Below are 16,851 nucleotides of genomic sequence, written 5' to 3'. Positions count from 1 at the left end.
TTACAGAAATTGCGTAGAAATTAGAAAAAATTACCACGAATGCAACCAGCGGTCCCGATAGAACGGAACCCAGGAGTACGCCTGCAACCCAGGCCCAATTCATACAATGCGAGTACCCGCCATGTCGGATCACAACCCCAACTCTCTTTCCCCAAATCGCCGTCAGTTTTTGCTTGGAGCAGGCAGCGCGCTGGCGCTTGGCGCGACCGGCAGCTTCTGGATGCCCGGTCAGGCGCGCGCGCAGGATGCCGCGCCACGCAAGGGCGGCCACCTGATCATGGGTCTCGACACGGCGTCGAGTTCAGACCGCCTCGATCCGGCCTATTATCCGGAAGCCTATATGTATTCGGTGGGTTTCCAGCTCTTCAACACCCTGCTTGAACCGACCCCGGACGGTCGCCTCTACGGTGCGCTTGTCGAAAGCTGGGAAGCGACCAAGCCCGATGCATCGCAGTGGGTTTTCAAGCTCAAGAAGGGCATCCAGTTCCATAACGGCAAAGAGCTGAAGGCCGAGGACGTCATCTATTCGCTGAACCATCATCGCGGCGAAAACAGCAATTCCGGTGGCAAAGGCTTCCTGCTCGCCGTGACGGAATTGAAGGCTACCGATCCTTACGAAGTGACGATCACGCTCGACAAGGGCAATGCCGACTTCCCGGCAGCTCTGACCGACGTGCATCTTGGTATCACGCCGCTCGATGCGGATTTCGACAAGGGTATCGGCACCGGCGCTTTCATTCTGGAAGATTTCCAGCCGGGCGTCCGGGCGCTGACTCGCCGCAACCCGAACTATTGGGCGCCGGATCGCGCCAATGTGGAATCCGTCGAAACCATCGCCATGAGCGATGCGACCGCCCGCATGGCCGCATTGCTGAGCGGGCAGGTGCATGTCGTCAATCGCGTAGACGCCCGCTCGGTAGGTCTCGTTTCGTCGCGTCCCGGCGTGCAGATCCTGAAAACGCCGGAAAACACCATGTATTGCCTGCCAATGCGGGTCGACACGGCGCCTTTCGACAATAACGATGTGCGTCTGGCGCTGAAATACGCCATCGACCGCGAAGAACTGCAGAAGAGCATTCTCGGCGGCACCGGCTCAATTGGCAACGACAATCCGATTTCGTCGTCAAACCCGTATTATTCCAAGGACATTCCGCAGCGCGCCTACGACCCGGAAAAGGCGGCCTTCCACTTCAAGAAGTCAGGCTATAGCGGAAATATTCCGCTGGTCGTTTCCGAAAACGGTTTCCCCGGCGCGGTTGATGCGGCGCAGGTCTATCAGGCAGCAGCCGCCAAGGCCGGTATCACCATCGACGTGGAACGCGTGCCGTCCGACGGCTATTGGGACGAAATCTGGCTGAAGCGCCCGTTCGTCGCCTCCAACTGGGCCGTTCGCCCGACCGCCGACGCCATGCTGTCGATGATCCTGCAATCGGATGCGCCGTGGAACGAAACCGCCTGGAAGAACGAAGCCTTCGACAAGCTGCTTGCTGAAGCCCGCGTCGAACTGGACGAGGGAAAGCGCAAGAAAATCTACCATGACATTCAGGTAATCATGGTGGATGAAGGCGGCGAGCTTATCCCGCTCTTTGCCGACAACCTTGCCGCAGCAACGGACAAGATCAAGGGCTTTACCCCGACGCCATCCGGCGGCGATATGAGCGGCTATCGTCTGGCGGAAAAAATCTGGTTCGAGGAATAATCGACCGAACACAAGAAGCGTATCTGAACAAAAGCCTCCTTGTCGGGAACGCTCGGCAAGGAGGCTTTTTTCGTTGTCGCTTACTTGCCCCGCATCTGTTCGCCTGCATTTTTGGCAAAACGCAGGTTCCAGAAGGTTGCCGTCAGCGAAATGCCGGTGACGACGAGAAACGCCGTCGAGAAATCGGAGATGACGGGCACGTCACGGGCATGCAGGTTCATGGATGCATGCAGTATCAGTGCCGCCACACAAACGCCGACCGACAGCATGAGCTGCTGGAACGTTGAATAGAAGCTGTTGGCGGAACTCATCCGCTTTGCGTCCACCCGGTCATACGCCACGGTGTTATAGGCAGTGAACTGGAACGACATGGAAAAGCCCGACATGGCCAGCACGATGAAGATCAGCCAGTGCGGCCAGTCCGGCGTGAAAAAGGCGCAGATCGCATAGCTGCATGCAGAGAATATGCCATTGACGACCAGCGACATCCGGAAGCCGAACTGCCGGATAATGCGCGGCGCGAAGGCCTTCATGGCCAGCGCACCAAGCGCAGTCGCAAGCACCATATTGCCCGCCGCCACGGCAGACAGGCCAAAGCCGATCTGAAGCATCAGCGGCAGCAGAAACGGATGCGCGCCCTGCGTGATACGAGTGATCGACCCCGCAATCATCGAGGTTCCGAAGCTTTCAATCCGCAGCAGAGAAAAATCGAGCATCGGCGCCGGATGACGGCGCGAATGGACGATTGTGGCAACCCCGAAGACAATGCCGACCACAAAGAGTTTCAGCGCCAGGTTCCCGCCTTCGTGATTGCTCGCCGTTTCCAGACTGAACAGCAGGGCACCGAGCGCAATACCGGACAGGATCAAGCCCATGAAATCGAACGGTTCACGCGTTTCGCTTTTATATTCGCCGATATAAAGCGACACGAAAATCATGCCCAGAATGCCGATGGGAACATTGATGTAGAAAATCCAGCGCCAGTCCAGATATGTCACAAACAGACCGCCAAGCGGCGGCCCGAGAATGGGGCCCATAAGGGCTGGCACCAGCATCCACGACATGGCGGCGATGAGGTCTTTGCGTTCCACGGAGCGGATCAGCACCAGACGACCGACCGGCAGCATCATCGCGCCGCCTGCGCCCTGCAACAGCCGGGCCGCGACCAGACAGGGCAGGTTCGGCGCCTGCGCGCAGAGCACGGAACCCAGAATGAAGATTGCAATCGCGAAGCGGAAAACCGTGCGCGTGCCGAAGCGGTCGGCGATCTTGCCACTGGCCGGGATGAAAATCGCAAGGCTCAGCAGATAGGAAGTCAGTGCCACGCTCATGGAAGGCGCCCCGACATTGAAATCGCGCGCCATGGTCGGCAGTGCCGTGGCCAGAATGGTCGCATCGAGCTGTTCCATCAGCATGGCGCTGGCGACGATCAGTGCGATGATGCGAAAATTGCTTTTGCCCTCCGAAGCTGCGGCTTCGGCGGTTGAATTCTGGCTCTCGAGGCTGACACTCATGGCTATTCCAGCGCTGCGGTCTCGCTCGCCGAGACAATGCCGATCAGCGAGTAAACAATGGACGACTCACACAAAACTGCGAGCAGTAAACTCAGTCCTCCACCGTTGACGGCATATATCACAGATCACGGCGAAACATAGCCGCTCAAGAGAATTTGACCTCGGATTCATTTATGGATCAGAGCGACGTCGCGCTTGTGGTGCGTTTCAGCGACAGGTTCCGCTCGCGGATCATGGAGAACAGACCAGCGCCAACAACGATGAAAGCGCCAGCAATGACGTTCCATGTCAGCATTTCGTGGAAAACCAGCGTGGCGATAAAAGCGGTTATGAGCAGCTGGAGATAGGTCAGCGGCTGCAATTCCCCCGCTTCAAGGATTTCGTAAGCCCGGATGAGGCAGCAATGGCTCGCAATGCCGCACACGCAGCACGCTTCCAGCCACAGCCAATCCTCCGGCGCGATAGGTACGATATAAAAGACACCCACGGCTGTCAGCACCACAGCGCCGCCGATCGCCGTATAGAAGAAGCTTGTCATAGTGTCGTCATCCCTGCTGACCGCACGCATTGCCACGACATAAATCGCCAAGAGACAGGAAGCCGCCACGGCGAACAGAACATTGGCATCAAAATGCGCATTGACCGGGTTGATGATCAAAAGCACACCGCCCAGACCAAGGGTGACCGCCATCCAACGCGGCCACCTGACCTTTTCGCCCAGAAACGGTACGGAAAGCATGGTGACCAGCAAAGGCGAACTTTGAAAGATCGTTTGCGCTACGGCAAGGCCTGCCCGGCTCAAGGCAAAAATCGCTGCGACAACACCAACAGCCAATATGACACCCCGGGCAATCTGGAGAAAGGGATGCTTCGTGGACGCAGCCTTCACGATGCCCCCGGACCGCATGGCCAGCAGAATGACAAAGGCCGCGAACACCCAGTAACGGACCATCGCAATGAAGATTGGCGAATAGGCCGTGCCAAGATATTTCGACAGGCCATTCTGCACCGCAAAGATGGATACGGAGGCAATTTTGAACAGGTAGCCTCGGCTCTTGGGGGTCATATGCAATACTCAAAACCGCCCGCAACAGGTGAAAATCTGCTTAAAGGAATAGTTTTGAGTAATCTCCGCCATCACAGATTGCTACAACGAAACCCGTTATTTTTTGTCGTCGGCAGCAGAGGAATTTTAAATTCATTTTTGGTTCAGGGCGTCGTCGCGCTTGTGGTGCGTTTCAGCGACAGGCTACGCTCGCGGAACATGGAGAACAGACCAGCGCCAACAACGATGAAAGCGCCAGCGATGACGTTCCATGTCAGCGTTTCGTGGAAAACAAGCGTGGCGATAAAAGCGCCGATGACCAGCTGGAGATAGGTTAGCGGCTGCACTTCGCCCGCTTCGAGAATGTCATAAGCGCGGATAAGGCAATAATGGCTCGAAATGCCGCAAACACAGAGCGCGGCCATCCAGAACCAGTCATGCGGCGCGATGGGTACGAGATAAAAAACGCCCGCCGCCGTCAGCACCACGACACCCCCGACCCCCGTATAGAAGAAGCTGGTCATGGCGTCGTCATCCTTGCTCACCGCACGCGTTGCCACGGCATAGATCGCGAACATGAAGGTCGCAGCCACGGAAAACAGGATATTGGCATCGAAATGCGCATTGACCGGGTTGATGATCAAAAGCACGCCGCACAGGCCGATAATGATCGCCGTCCAGCGACGCCAGCCGACCTTTTCGCCCAGAAACGGCACGGAAAGCATGGTGACCAGCAGTGGCGCGCCCTGAAAGACCGACTGCGCCATGGCCATTCCGGCCCGGCTGAGGCCGAAAATGAAGGTGACGATTTCCGCCGCCAATAACACACCACGAGTAATCTGCAGAAAGGGGCGCTTCGTGGAAGCGACCTTGACGATTCCGCCAGACCGCATGGCCAGCAGAATGACGAAAATTGCGAACACCCAGTAGCGGATCATCGTGATGAAAATCGGCGAGTAATGCGTGCCAAGATATTTCGATATGCCGTCCTGCGCCGCAAAAATGGTCACCGCGAGGATCGTGAAGAAGTAGCCTTGGCTCTTGGGGGTCATACGCCATACTCTAAGCCGCCCGAAACGGGTGACGGTCTGTCTTGAGGGGATAAGTCTGAGTAATCCGAACGACGGCGGATTACCACAACAAAGCCAACTATTTTTTGCCAGTCGCAACGGAAACTCGATTTCACGCAGTTTATGGTTGAGGGAGCGTCCTACGCTTACCCTTCCTCTTTGCTCGCTTTTTGCATGGCCCTGATCGCTAGCGACGGGTCGAATATTGCAGCCTGTTGCACGATGTGCGCGCCGCAGGGGGAACAGATTGTCCGCGTGCAGGTTTATCCACCGCTGCGGGGCAAGACAGAAAGTGAGACGATGCAATGAAAAAGGCTCTTATTCTTACAGCGGCAGCATTTCTTGCGACAACCGGTCTGGCCGCCGCGCAGGATGCTGTCATCATCGAAGTGCCCCAGTCCGCACGCGATTATGTCATCGCCCATCCCGTCGATCCGGTCGTTATTCAGGACGATATCGCTCAGGGCTATGTGGTGCCGGAAGCTGTTGTCGTGCGCCCCATCCCGGACAATCCCGACTTCGGCTATATCTATGTGAATGGCGAACCGGTGATCGTTTCGATGCAGAACCGGCAGGTGGTTTATTATGACGAAGGACCCAATGCAGGCCCTCCCGTGCCCGTTGTGCCGGATGATGTCGTGACCTTCATTGAAAGCCATCCAATTGAGCCCATCACCATCGAAGGCGAGTTGACGGAAGGCATGGTGATACCGGAAGATGTGCCACTGGTGGCCGTCCCGGATCAGCCGAATTATTCCTACGTCTATATCGATCAGCGCCCGGCACTCGTTGAGCCGCAGACGCGCCGCGTCATCTGGGTGAAATGAATTCCCCTCCCTCCCCGCGCTTCAGAGCGCGGGGATATGCGGCTTCAGCTGTTCTGGCTGGTTCCTCTGAAGCGCTATTCTTCCCTCGCCAGTTTCGTGTCCGCAGCCTTGCGATGTGTGGAACCCAGCTTCCGGCCCGATGCCAGCCCTCCCTAGAAGCTCACCACTGTCGACATCTGGCAATCTTTAGCCGCTTGCATGAATGCACCCATCTAAAATATAGATAAATCAAGAATCAAATCTATTAAAGATGGGAAGAGCCGCTATATGACTGAGATTAATGAGATAATTAGCCAAAAACTTGGCGTTGATTCACCAATTGAACAAAATGAGTCGCTCAATCTTGCTAGAATTATCTATAATTTACCCTTCATCCAGCTGATCTTCCGCGCGCAGGAAATCCATCGACAGCATTTTGACCCCGATGCCATTCAGATGAGCAGGCTGCTTTCCATCAAGACGGGCGGCTGTGCGGAGGATTGCGGCTATTGCAGCCAGTCGGCGCATTATCCGACCGGGCTGAAAGCCTCCAAGCTGATGGAAGTCGAGCGCGTACTGGCGGAAGCGCGCAAGGCACAGGAAGGCGGCGCGACACGCTATTGCATGGGTGCGGCATGGCGCAGTCCCAAGGAGCGCGACATGGACATGCTTGTCGCCATGGTCGAAGGCGTCAAGGCGATGGGCATGGAAACCTGCATGACGCTTGGCATGCTGACGCCGGAACAATCGGCACGCCTTTCCGACGCCGGGCTCGATTACTACAACCACAATATCGACACGTCGGAGCGGTTTTACCCCGAAATTATCACTACCCGGACTTTCGAAGACCGGCTGGAAACGCTGGCGAATGTCCGCGATGCTGGCATCAAGGTGTGTGCGGGCGGCATTCTCGGCATGGGCGAAACCGTCGATGACCGCATTTCGATGCTGGTCACACTGGCCAGCCTTCCGACACCGCCCGAAAGCGTGCCGATCAACATGCTGATCCCGATCCCCGGATCGCGGCTTGCCAATGCCGCGCCCATCGACCCGTTCGATTTCATCCGCACCATCGCGCTGGCCCGCATTCTGATGCCAACCTCCTATGTGCGGCTTTCCGCCGGGCGCACCGATATGAGCGATGAAACGCAAGCACTATGCTTCTTAGCCGGGGCCAATTCGATCTTTGTCGGCGACACGCTGCTGACCGCCGACAATCCCGGCGAGGATCACGACAGCGCGCTCTTCCGGCGGCTCGGTCTCAAGCCGATGACACTGGAGCAGATGCGTTGAGCATTCCCGCACTCGCCCGTTATCAGGCAACGCTTGAGGGTCTTGAGCGGAAATCGCGCCTGCGCACCCTTTCCCCGCAAAAGGGCGTCGATTTCACCTCGAACGATTATCTGGGCCTCGCCAATTCACCACGCCTCAGGGCCGCAATCGCTGCGGCTCTCGACCGGGGCGTCCCGGCGGGTGCTGGCGGATCGCGGCTGTTGCGCGGCAATCACGTCGAGCATGAAGCGCTCGAAAGTGAAGCAGCCGCCTTTGTCGGCGCAGAAAAAGTGCTCTATTTCGGTACTGGTTTTGCTGCCAATACGGCGCTTTTCGCGGCCCTGCCGCAACGTGGGGATCTGATCGTTTGCGACGCGCTGATCCATGCCAGCGTCCATGAAGGAATTTCATCCAGCAAGGCAGACGCGGTCTTCGTGCAACATAATGATGTCGATGCTTTCGACACGGCAATCAGTGGCTGGCGGCGCAAGGGCGGCAAGGGCCGTCCGTGGATTGCCGTTGAAAGCCTTTATTCCATGGACGGCGATATGGCTCCCATCGCAGAACTGGCCGCACTGGCGACCCGCCATGACGGATTTCTGGTCATCGATGAAGCCCACGCCACTGGCATTTATGGCTCGCAAGGACGTGGACTGGCGGCAGACCTCGAAAATCGCGACAATGTGCTGGTGTTGCATACGTGTGGCAAGGCTTTGGGCCTGTCCGGCGCATTGCTGCAATTGCCCGCCATACTCCGCGATTATCTGGTCAACCGCGCCCGCAACTTCATCTATTCGACCGCGCCATCGCCCTTGATGGCAGCGGGCGTGCGCGAGGCCCTGCGGATGATCGCAGACGAGCCAGAGCGTCGTCAGCAATTGCAGACGCTGACCGGCCATGCTGGATCGCTGGTCGTTTCGCTTCTGGGTCTCAAACCCAGTGGTTCGCACATCATGCCGATCCTGATCGGCGATAATTTCCGCGCCATGCGCATTGCCGAGGCCATGCGCGCCGATGGTTTCGATATCAGGGCTATCCGCCCTCCGACCGTGCCGGAAGGGACCGCCCGGCTCAGACTATCCATCACGCTCAATGCCAATGAAAGCCAGATCACCGAGATGTTTGAACGGCTTTCCATCGCAATCAGGAAAGACAGACCATGACAACGCGCCTCGTCGTCTCCGGCACGGATACCGGCATCGGGAAAACGGTCTTTTCAGCCGCACTCACCGCCGCCCTTGACGGCTATTACTGGAAGCCGGTGCAATCCGGCCTTGATGCGGAGACCGACAGTGAAGCGGTAGCAAAGCTCGTCGGCCTGCCCCAAAGCCGCATTTTACCGGAAGCTTACCGGCTCTCGGCACCGCTTTCCCCCCATCAATCGGCAGCGCTGGACAGCGCGGCAATCTCCGCCGACGCACTCACTGTCCCCGCAACCGACGGACCGCTGGTCATCGAAGGCGCTGGCGGCTTGCTGGTGCCGCTTTCGGACGATCTGGTTTTTGCCGATATATTCGCGCAGTGGAAAATTCCTGTCATTGTCTGCGCCCGCACCAATCTTGGCACGATCAATCACACGCTCTTGTCGGTCGAAGCGCTGAAGCATCGCCGGACGCCAATATGCGGCATTGCCTTTATCGGCGATGAGAATCCCGAAACCCAGCGCATCATCGCCAAAATGAGCGGTGTGCGCATTCTCGGTCGCCTGCCATTATTGCCGTCACTTTCCGAAGGCGTATTGATGCATGCCTTCGAAGAAAATTTCGATCTCGGCAGCTTCGTGGAGGTGTGGGCATGAAGCGGCAGACCGTCTGGCACCCCTTCACCCAGCACGCGCTGGAAACGGAGATGCAGCGCATCGTTTCGACGGAGGGCGCTTATCTGATCGACGAGAGCGGCAAGCGCATTCTTGATGCAATCTCCTCCTGGTGGGTCATCACCCATGGTCACCGACACCCTTTAATCATGCAGGCAATCCGCGCCGCCGCGGAAAGCTTCGACCAGATCATCTTTGCCGAATATTCCCATGCGCCTTCCGAACAGCTGGCGGAAGGGCTGATTGAAATCGCACCGCCCGGCCTGCAGCACGTCTTTTATTCGGACAGCGGTTCGACCGCGGTGGAAGTGGCGCTGAAAATGGCGCTCGGCTATTTTCACAATACCGGGCAAAAGCGCGACCGTATCGTCGTGATGGAACACAGCTATCACGGCGATACCATCGGCACCATGTCCACTGGAGAGCGCGGCGTGTTCAATGCCGCCTATGAACCTTTGCTGTTTGGCGTTGACCGGCTGCCCTTTCCCGAAAAAGGCAATGAACAGCGCACACTCGATATGTTCGAGGAGTATTGCAGGGCAGGTCACGTAGCGGCCTTGCTGATCGAGCCACTTGTTCTCGGTGCGGGCGGCATGAAAACCTATCGCCCAGCGCTCCTGACAGAACTGAAACAGATCGCCAAACGTTTCGAATGCCTGCTGATCGCCGACGAGGTCATGACCGGCTGGGGACGAACCGGAACCGTCTTTGCCTGTGAACAGGCGCGCATCACGCCGGATATCCTATGCGTTTCCAAAGGACTGACCGGCGGTGCCTTGCCGCTGGCGGCAACGCTTTGCACCCCGGCGATCTTCGATGTGCATCTGTCGACCGACCGACGCAAGACCTTTTTTCACTCAAGCTCCTATACCGCCAATCCGATTGCCTGCGCCGCCGCTGTCGCCAATCTCGAAGTCTGGCAGCAGGAGCCGGTCTTGAGCCGCATTCGCTCCATCGAGGAGTTTCATGAACACAATCTGACGCGATTTGCAGGCGACCGGCGCTTTGCCAGCATCCGGCAGGCGGGAACGATTGCCGCGCTTGATATTGCCGTACCTTCCGGCGGCTATCTTGCAGAAATCGGCCAACAGATGCGCAAATTGTTTCGCGAGCGGAACTTGCTGATCCGCCCGCTTGGTAATGTGATTTATCTGATGCCGCCCTATTGTGTGACCAGCGAGGAGTTGACCGCCCTCTACAACGCGATTGACGATGTGGCATCCATCGTGACGGGGCGGGCACTATGAGCTCGTGCCGCTCCTCCCGCATGGCAGGGTTCGGTCATGCGGTGCCAAAACGCCGCGTGGAAAACGGTGAGATCGAACAGCAACTCGGTCTGGAACTGGGCTGGATCGAACGCCGCACGGGTATCCGCACGCGCTATTGGGCAGGCGATGGCGAGACATTGAGCGGGCTTGCAGCCATGGCTGGAGACATGGCGCTCAACAATGCCGCCATCGCCCGCGAAGACGTCGCGCTGACTTTGCTGGCCACCTCCACGCCGGATCATCTGCTGCCGCCGTCAGCGCCGCTGCTGGCGCAAAAGCTCGGCCTTGCACGATCCGGCGCCATCGATCTGGCGGGGGCGTGTGCGGGCTTTCTCTATGCGCTGACGCTGGCCGATGGCTTTGTGCGCAGCCATAAACGCCCTGTCCTTGTGGTCGCCGCCAATATTCTGAGCCGCCGCATCAATCCCGCTGAACGCGCAAGCGCCGTCCTCTTCGCCGATGCGGCCGGAGCCGTTGTACTGGTGCCGGATGAAGACCCGCAACGCGGCATCCTCTCGGCTGATCTGACTTCCGACGGAAGCGGTTATGACCTGATTTCGATCCCGTCCGGCGGCAGCAACCAGCCATTTTCTCCCGATTTGCCGCCAGAGCAATTTCTGATGACGATGAGCGATGGTCGCGAGGTGTTTTCCCGCGCGGTCGATCTTATGACCGTCGCCTCCAAAAATGCGCTTGCGAAAGCCGGAATCGAATCGGCACACATTGATCGCTTCATCCCGCATCAGGCCAATGCGCGCATGTTCGATGCTGTGGCACATAATCTGGGAATCGATCCGGCTAAAGCGGTCCGGACAATCGCAACCTTTGGCAATTCCTCCGCTGCGACAGTTCCGCTATCGCTGTCGATTGCCAATGAAAGCAAAGCTTTTGCAGAAGGCGAAACCATCCTGCTAACCGCCGCAGGTGCCGGAATGATGGGCGGCGCAGCAGTCTATCGCGCTTGATTCCACACCGCGTTCTCTCCCACGCGTCAGGTCGAATGGCAGTTAATTGTTAGCCTTCAACATATTTGACTTTACAGTAAAGTGAAAATATCTTCTTTGATATCAGTCTCTTGACGAACGCACGGGGCGTGGGAGGGTCTGAGAAACATGGATAGAAAATTGAATGTGAGTACCGAAACGGTTCTCAACGCCACGAGAAAGATGCTGTCCCAACACGGTTCTGCCGTCAGTCTGGAACTCGTGGCCGCCGAGGCCGGACTGACGCGCCAGACCCTTTATAACCGGTTTGGCAGTAAGCAAACCCTTCTCCGCGCTGCTTTCGACGATCTGCGCCAGCAGATTCATGCTCGTCTTGACAATGCTCCATGGGACGCTGAACCCGAAGTTCTGCTCCCGGTGATCGCGCGTATTGTAGCGGATAGTTTTCTGGATCTGGCAATGGCCAAGTTGCTGCGCGCAATGATTCAGGCCGTCGAGGACATTCCTGAGATCAGCGTCAGTCTGCGATCGGATCAAACCGGCCAGGTCCTGAAAAAAATGATCGAATATCTGGAGGCAAAAACCAGGACCGGCGAGTTTCATGTAAAGGACCCGGAAACGCAGGTTATGCTTTTTCTGGGCAGTATCAGCGGGTTTCTGTTTCCCCGTCTGCTGCTTGGCACGGTTGATCCCGACGAACAGGTCAATCAAAAACTGATCGACGCATCGATCGCCAGCTTTCTGAGAATCTGGCGAAATGCTGAATAAGGCCTTTTCCAATCGCCAGAATGCCCTAGAATAGAGGCTTCCTCCCAGCCTAACAAAGAGGCCTCTCCCATGAAAATATCCATTCTTGCCGCTTGCAGTGCCTTGCTGATCAGTGTTGCATCGGTTTCCACACCAGTATTTGCCCAGCAAACGCGGGACATTGCCAAAGAAGAAGCCAATCGCAAACTCGTTCTTGAATTTTACGATGGTGTCTTCAATAAGCATGAAGTGGAAAAATACTCCGAAGTACTTGCTGAAAACTATATCCAGCACAATCCGGGCGTACCCGACGGTAAAGCGCCTTTCGTGAAATTTTTCACGCAGCGCTTCAAGGACAATCCCAAGGCCACCGCACGCATTGTGCGCAGCGCCACGGATGGCGATCTTGTCTTCCTGCATCTCCAGTCGAAAATGAATGAAGAGGATCGCGGTCGCGCCATCGTGGATATTTTTCGCGTCGATAACGGCAAGATCGTCGAACATTGGGACGTAATCCAGGCGGTGCCGGAAACGTCCAAGAATAACAATACGATGTTCTGAGCCATTCACTCAGAATTTTACCGGAAGCCAGCCCACCCGGCTGGCTTCTTCGTTTTTACGGCATTGCCCGATAAAAACTGTTCTCGTTGCCCGCTTCCCGCTTGTTTCCACCGACAAGCGATCCTACGATACCCAAAACTCACCGGCCGACTGCACCTTTCCCCGACAGATCAGCAGCAGACAACAGCGTATCCACGCTCGCCGGTGCCATGGGTTACCGTCGCAAGACAAACGAATTAAGGACGAGAGAAATGACCGACAAGCAGGCCTCGAAGGCAATGTGGACCTATTACAAGGGCGAATGGCGCGAAGGCGACGTGCGCATTCTGGGTGCGGCCTCGCACGCGACCTGGCTCGGTTCTGCTGTATTCGACGGGGCGCGCCTGTTCGAAGGTGTTACGCCGGACCTCGACCTGCATTCCGCACGCGCCAATGATTCCGCGCGCGCGCTCGGTCTGTCGCCGACGCTTTCGGCCAATGACATCGAAGCATTGGCGCTGGAAGGCCTGAAGAAATTCGCCCCCGGCACGGATGTCTATATCCGCCCCATGTATTGGGCCGAGGAGGGTGACAGCAGCACGGTTGCGCCACTTGCCTCTTCCACCGATTTCGCCTTGTGCCTTGAAGCCATTCCGATGGTTGAGCCGAAGGGCTTCACCATCACCACGACCTCGTTTCGTCGTCCTTTTCTGGAAGTAATGCCGGTCAATGCCAAGGCGGCCTGCCTCTATCCGAACAATGGCCGTATGCTGCTCGAAGCCAAGGCCAAGGGCTTTCATAACGCAATCGTGACCGATGTGTTGGGTAACGTCGCAGAGACGGCGACCTCCAATATCTTCCTGGTTCGCGGCGGTGAAGTCTTCACCCCGGTGCCAAACGGCACCTTCCTCAACGGCATCACGCGCCAGCGCGTCATCAAGCTGTTGCGCGCCGCAGGCGTGACGGTGCATGAAACCACGCTGAAGATCGAAGATTTCCGTCAGGCGGATGAAATTTTCTCAACCGGCAATATGAGCAAGGTTGTGCCGATCATCGGCTTTGACGACTGCAAGCTCGATTACGGTGCCGTGACCAAGCGCGCCCGCAGCCTCTATTGGGAATGGGCGCACGCCTGATTTTCCGTCACGAAATTCCATTCTCCTGACCCTTCGGGCCATCCTGCCCGGAGCCTATCCCCGACAGCAGCGGCCGCATGATCGAACATACCCCCCTTTATCTGGCAATCGCTGTCACTGCGGCCTTTCTGGTCGGCATGTCGAAAGGCGGCCTGCCCTCGGTCGGTACGCTTGCCGTTCCGCTGATGGCGCTTGTCATCTCGCCTGTGACAGCCGCCGCCTTGCTGCTGCCGATCTATGTCATCAGCGACATGTTCGGGCTTTATCTCTACCGACATCACTATTCAGCGCGCAATCTCGCCATCCTTACGCCAGCGGCCATCGTTGGTGTCGGTGTGGGCTGGGTGTTCAGCTCGCACCTCTCCGCCACTTTCATTGGCATGCTGGTCGGGCTGGTCGGCATCCTGTTTTGCCTCAATGCCTGGATCGGCGCCCGCTATCGCAGAAAAGCCCGCAAGGCCGATGTTCCGGGCGGCGTCTTCTGGGGCATTCTCACCGGCCTCACCAGTTTCGTGTCGCATTCCGGCGCGCCGCCCTTTCAGATGTATGTGCTGCCGCAGCATCTGGAAAAGCTTGTTTTCGCGGGCACATCGACGATCCTCTTCGCCATCGTCAACGCCGTGAAGCTGGTGCCATACTGGCAGTTGCAGCAGTTTTCCAATCTCGACCTGTCGATGGGCCTCTGGCTGATACCGTCGGCAGTCATCGGCACTTTTGCCGGCGCCAAACTGACGCGGCTTCTTCCTGACGGTCCCTTCTTCCTGCTGGTACAACTGACGCTGTTCGGCCTTTCCATCAAGCTGATCGCCGATTGGGTCATGCCGTATTTCTTTGGTTGAGAGGCTTTCGCCGGTTCTTGCCAGATGCTTCCGCTTCCGCCACCATGCGCACAAAATGCGGGGAGGATGTGGGAATGGCTGATGCGGATGCGATCATTATCGGTGCGGGGCTGGCGGGCCTTACCGCAGCGAGCGAGCTGACCAGCGCGGGCAAAAAAGTCATCCTGCTCGAACAGGAAGGCGAGAATTCCATCGGCGGTCAGGCTTTCTGGTCGCTGGGCGGCCTGTTCATGATCGACACGCCGGAACAACGCCGTCTCGGCATCAAGGACAGTTTCGATCTTGCCGCGCAGGACTGGTTCGGCTCGGCGCAGTTTGACAGGCCGGAAGACCTATGGCCCCGGAAGTGGGCCGAAGCCTATCTGCAATTTGCAACCGGAGAAATGCGCCCATGGCTACATAGCCTTGGCATGCGCTGGTTTCCCGTTGTCGGCTGGGCCGAACGTGGCGGCGCTGAGGCCCATGGGCATGGCAATTCCGTGCCGCGTTTTCACGTCACTTGGGGAACCGGGCCGGGTGTGGTGGCCCCTTTCGAACAGCGGCTGCGGACGGCAATGGCGAAAGGACTGGTGACTCTGAAATGCCGTCACCGCGTCAATGAAATCACCACCGAAAACGGACGCGTCACCGGCGTTTTCGGAGAAGTGCTGGCCCCTTCCACCGTTGAGCGCGGGCAACCATCATCCCGCGAGATCATTGGGGAATTCGCCTTTGGCGCTGACAGCGTTATCGTAACATCCGGTGGCATTGGCGGCGATCCAGAACGCGTGCGCCGGGCATGGCCGCGCGAAAGGCTCGGCAATCCGCCGAAGGAAATGGTGCTTGGTGTTCCAGCCCATGTGGACGGACGCGGCATCGATATGGCTGTCAATGCAGGCGGGCACGTCATCAATGCCGACCGCATGTGGCATTACACCGAAGGTCTCCGCAACTGGAACCCGATCTGGCCCAATCATGGCATCCGCATTCTGCCCGGTCCTTCCTCCATGTGGTTCGACGCGCGCGGCAACCGGCTACCGGCTCCCTATCTGCCCGGCTTCGATACGCTCGGCACGCTCAAACATATTCTCTCCACCGGATATGATTATTCCTGGTTCATTCTGACTGAGAAGATCATCCGCAAGGAGTTTTCACTATCCGGCTCCGAACAGAACCCGGACCTGACCGGCAAAAGCTGGAAGCTGCTGCTGAAAAGTCGCCTCGGCAAAGCGCCACCGCCGCCCGTGAAGGCCTTTATCGACAAAGGTGCGGATTTCATCACCGCCAAGACGATTGAAGAACTGGTCGCGGCCATGAACACTTTGAGCGGCGATAAACTGCTCGATGTGCGGCGCATTCGCGACCAGATCGAAGCGCGGGATCTTGAAGTGGTCAACCGCTACACGAAAGATGCGCAAATCATGGCGATCCATAATGCCCGCGCCTATATCGGCGACCGGCTGACGCGGGCCGTGCCGTTGCATGCATTGCTCGACCCTGCCAACGGCCCGCTGATTGCCGTCAAACTGCATATCCTGACCCGCAAGACGCTGGGTGGCCTGCACACCAACCTACAATCGGCAGTTCTGGGCGAGGACGGCGAACCGGTTCCCGGCCTTTATGCAGCAGGCGAAGCCGCCGGTTTTGGCGGTGGCGGCTATCACGGCTATAACGCGCTGGAAGGCACATTCTTGGGCGGCTGTATATTCTCCGGGCGGGCGGCAGGCCGGGCAGTCGCTTCGATCTGAAGCGTGAGCACCATTCCGTAACAATTCGATTTTACGTGATTTTTTCTGGATCGTCAGCCGGACAGCTGCCGTCCACTATTCCATTTTCTATATGAGATTTTTATATCGCGGCCCGTTTCCCTGTCTCGAAACCCTATGCCGTAACGTCACATAATCCCTGCCTGGCGAAAGCCTTCACCAACAGGGAGCCCCGCAAGGGGACGACATTATGGACATCGCCGTCCTGGCAATCGGCATCGGCTTTTTCGGTCTGCTCTTTGGTTATCTGCGCGTCTGCGAAAAGCTTTGAGGGCGTGACATGCTGATCGAATATATCGCTGGCGCTTTGGTCGCCATCTTCATCGCGATCTACCTTCTTTATGCGCTCATTCGCCCAGAGCGGTTCTGAGGAGCGGTTCTGAGCTGCAGCCCAATGGGGCTTGGGAAAA

At 57.5% G+C, this 16,851-nt stretch carries 16 protein-coding genes; 13 read left to right on the top strand and 3 right to left on the bottom strand.

The genetic code is table 11. From position 1 onward, the window contains the following. Window positions 1-121 precede the first annotated feature (121 nt). Window positions 122-1,699 carry an ABC transporter substrate-binding protein gene (locus ABWW11_RS16950; RefSeq protein ID WP_109367252.1) on the top strand — a complete coding sequence of 526 codons (1,578 nt, stop codon included), beginning with the start codon at window positions 122-124 and terminating at the stop codon, window positions 1,697-1,699. Window positions 1,700-1,779: 80 nt separating this feature from the next. On the opposite strand, the gene ABWW11_RS16945 is transcribed toward ABWW11_RS16950, so the two are convergent. The 3 genes from ABWW11_RS16945 to ABWW11_RS16935 all read right to left on the bottom strand — a co-directional run bounded on the left by ABWW11_RS16945 (window position 1,780) and on the right by ABWW11_RS16935 (window position 5,310). Next, a complete protein-coding gene (locus ABWW11_RS16945; protein WP_121538263.1) occupies window positions 1,780-3,213 on the bottom strand; it encodes a DHA2 family efflux MFS transporter permease subunit in 1,434 nt (477 codons plus the stop codon). 178 nt (window positions 3,214-3,391) lie between these two features. Continuing rightward, on the bottom strand, window positions 3,392-4,279 hold the full coding sequence (locus ABWW11_RS16940) for a DMT family transporter (protein ID WP_109367250.1): 888 nt from the start codon (window positions 4,277-4,279) through the stop codon (window positions 3,392-3,394). Window positions 4,280-4,422: 143 nt separating this feature from the next. Then, complete coding sequence (locus tag ABWW11_RS16935) at window positions 4,423-5,310, bottom strand: DMT family transporter (RefSeq protein ID WP_109367249.1); 888 nt, start codon at window positions 5,308-5,310, stop codon at window positions 4,423-4,425. Between the two features lie 323 nt (window positions 5,311-5,633). Here ABWW11_RS16935 and ABWW11_RS16930 point away from each other — a divergent pair, with 323 nt between their 5' ends. From ABWW11_RS16930 to kdpF, 12 genes are all read left to right on the top strand, one after another. Next, the gene (locus ABWW11_RS16930; protein WP_109367247.1) at window positions 5,634-6,155 is read left to right on the top strand and encodes a DUF1236 domain-containing protein; all 522 of its coding nucleotides are present in this window, start codon (window positions 5,634-5,636) and stop codon (window positions 6,153-6,155) included. 276 nt (window positions 6,156-6,431) lie between these two features. Further along, on the top strand, window positions 6,432-7,427 hold the full coding sequence (bioB, locus tag ABWW11_RS16925; protein ID WP_371831103.1) for a biotin synthase BioB: 996 nt from the start codon (window positions 6,432-6,434) through the stop codon (window positions 7,425-7,427). After that, window positions 7,424-8,569 (top strand): 8-amino-7-oxononanoate synthase, encoded by a 1,146-nt coding sequence (locus ABWW11_RS16920; RefSeq protein ID WP_109367245.1) that lies wholly within the window; start codon window positions 7,424-7,426, stop codon window positions 8,567-8,569. The genes bioB and ABWW11_RS16920 overlap by 4 nt, the downstream gene beginning before the upstream one ends. Next, a complete protein-coding gene (bioD, locus tag ABWW11_RS16915) occupies window positions 8,566-9,204 on the top strand; it encodes a dethiobiotin synthase (protein ID WP_124915845.1) in 639 nt (212 codons plus the stop codon). Before ABWW11_RS16920 ends, bioD begins: the two co-directional genes overlap by 4 nt. Continuing rightward, window positions 9,201-10,469, top strand: a complete 1,269-nt coding sequence (locus tag ABWW11_RS16910) for an adenosylmethionine--8-amino-7-oxononanoate transaminase (protein WP_319080506.1) — start codon at window positions 9,201-9,203, stop codon at window positions 10,467-10,469. Before bioD ends, ABWW11_RS16910 begins: the two co-directional genes overlap by 4 nt. Next, on the top strand, window positions 10,466-11,455 hold the full coding sequence (gene bioZ / locus ABWW11_RS16905) for a 3-oxopimeloyl-[acyl-carrier-protein] synthase BioZ (RefSeq protein ID WP_109367242.1): 990 nt from the start codon (window positions 10,466-10,468) through the stop codon (window positions 11,453-11,455). The genes ABWW11_RS16910 and bioZ overlap by 4 nt, the downstream gene beginning before the upstream one ends. Before the next feature lie 147 nt (window positions 11,456-11,602). Further along, window positions 11,603-12,202 carry a TetR/AcrR family transcriptional regulator gene (locus ABWW11_RS16900; protein WP_109367241.1) on the top strand — a complete coding sequence of 200 codons (600 nt, stop codon included), beginning with the start codon at window positions 11,603-11,605 and terminating at the stop codon, window positions 12,200-12,202. Between the two features lie 69 nt (window positions 12,203-12,271). Further along, window positions 12,272-12,742 (top strand): nuclear transport factor 2 family protein, encoded by a 471-nt coding sequence (locus tag ABWW11_RS16895; RefSeq protein ID WP_319080505.1) that lies wholly within the window; start codon window positions 12,272-12,274, stop codon window positions 12,740-12,742. 251 nt (window positions 12,743-12,993) lie between these two features. After that, entirely contained in the window at window positions 12,994-13,857 is an 864-nt protein-coding gene (locus tag ABWW11_RS16890) for a branched-chain amino acid aminotransferase (RefSeq protein WP_109367239.1), read from the top strand. A gap of 77 nt (window positions 13,858-13,934) precedes the next feature. Further along, window positions 13,935-14,696 (top strand): sulfite exporter TauE/SafE family protein, encoded by a 762-nt coding sequence (locus ABWW11_RS16885; RefSeq protein ID WP_109367238.1) that lies wholly within the window; start codon window positions 13,935-13,937, stop codon window positions 14,694-14,696. A gap of 74 nt (window positions 14,697-14,770) precedes the next feature. Further along, on the top strand, window positions 14,771-16,423 hold the full coding sequence (locus ABWW11_RS16880; protein ID WP_109367237.1) for an FAD-binding dehydrogenase: 1,653 nt from the start codon (window positions 14,771-14,773) through the stop codon (window positions 16,421-16,423). A 298-nt stretch (window positions 16,424-16,721) separates the two neighbouring features. After that, window positions 16,722-16,811, top strand: coding sequence for a K(+)-transporting ATPase subunit F (gene kdpF, locus ABWW11_RS16875; protein ID WP_078336841.1), 90 nt, complete (start codon window positions 16,722-16,724; stop codon window positions 16,809-16,811). Window positions 16,812-16,851: the final 40 nt, after the last annotated feature.

This window comes from Brucella sp. NBRC 113783 (assembly GCF_040372265.1).
Taxonomy (GTDB): domain Bacteria; phylum Pseudomonadota; class Alphaproteobacteria; order Rhizobiales; family Rhizobiaceae; genus Brucella; species Brucella teleogrylli.
Note: the sequence above shows the minus strand (reverse complement) of the source record. Positions and strands in the feature narration are given on the sequence as shown.

Coding starts and splice junctions, on each gene's coding strand:
- ABWW11_RS16950 (WP_109367252.1), top strand. CDS start 122: ATGTCGGATCACAACCCCAACTCTCTTTCCCCAAATCGCCGTCAGTTT.
- ABWW11_RS16945 (WP_121538263.1), bottom strand. CDS start 3,213: ATGAGTGTCAGCCTCGAGAGCCAGAATTCAACCGCCGAAGCCGCAGCT.
- ABWW11_RS16940 (WP_109367250.1), bottom strand. CDS start 4,279: ATGACCCCCAAGAGCCGAGGCTACCTGTTCAAAATTGCCTCCGTATCC.
- ABWW11_RS16935 (WP_109367249.1), bottom strand. CDS start 5,310: ATGACCCCCAAGAGCCAAGGCTACTTCTTCACGATCCTCGCGGTGACC.
- ABWW11_RS16930 (WP_109367247.1), top strand. CDS start 5,634: ATGAAAAAGGCTCTTATTCTTACAGCGGCAGCATTTCTTGCGACAACC.
- bioD (WP_124915845.1), top strand. CDS start 8,566: ATGACAACGCGCCTCGTCGTCTCCGGCACGGATACCGGCATCGGGAAA.
- ABWW11_RS16910 (WP_319080506.1), top strand. CDS start 9,201: ATGAAGCGGCAGACCGTCTGGCACCCCTTCACCCAGCACGCGCTGGAA.
- bioZ (WP_109367242.1), top strand. CDS start 10,466: ATGAGCTCGTGCCGCTCCTCCCGCATGGCAGGGTTCGGTCATGCGGTG.
- ABWW11_RS16900 (WP_109367241.1), top strand. CDS start 11,603: ATGGATAGAAAATTGAATGTGAGTACCGAAACGGTTCTCAACGCCACG.
- ABWW11_RS16895 (WP_319080505.1), top strand. CDS start 12,272: ATGAAAATATCCATTCTTGCCGCTTGCAGTGCCTTGCTGATCAGTGTT.
- ABWW11_RS16890 (WP_109367239.1), top strand. CDS start 12,994: ATGACCGACAAGCAGGCCTCGAAGGCAATGTGGACCTATTACAAGGGC.
- ABWW11_RS16885 (WP_109367238.1), top strand. CDS start 13,935: ATGATCGAACATACCCCCCTTTATCTGGCAATCGCTGTCACTGCGGCC.
- ABWW11_RS16880 (WP_109367237.1), top strand. CDS start 14,771: ATGGCTGATGCGGATGCGATCATTATCGGTGCGGGGCTGGCGGGCCTT.
- kdpF (WP_078336841.1), top strand. CDS start 16,722: ATGCTGATCGAATATATCGCTGGCGCTTTGGTCGCCATCTTCATCGCG.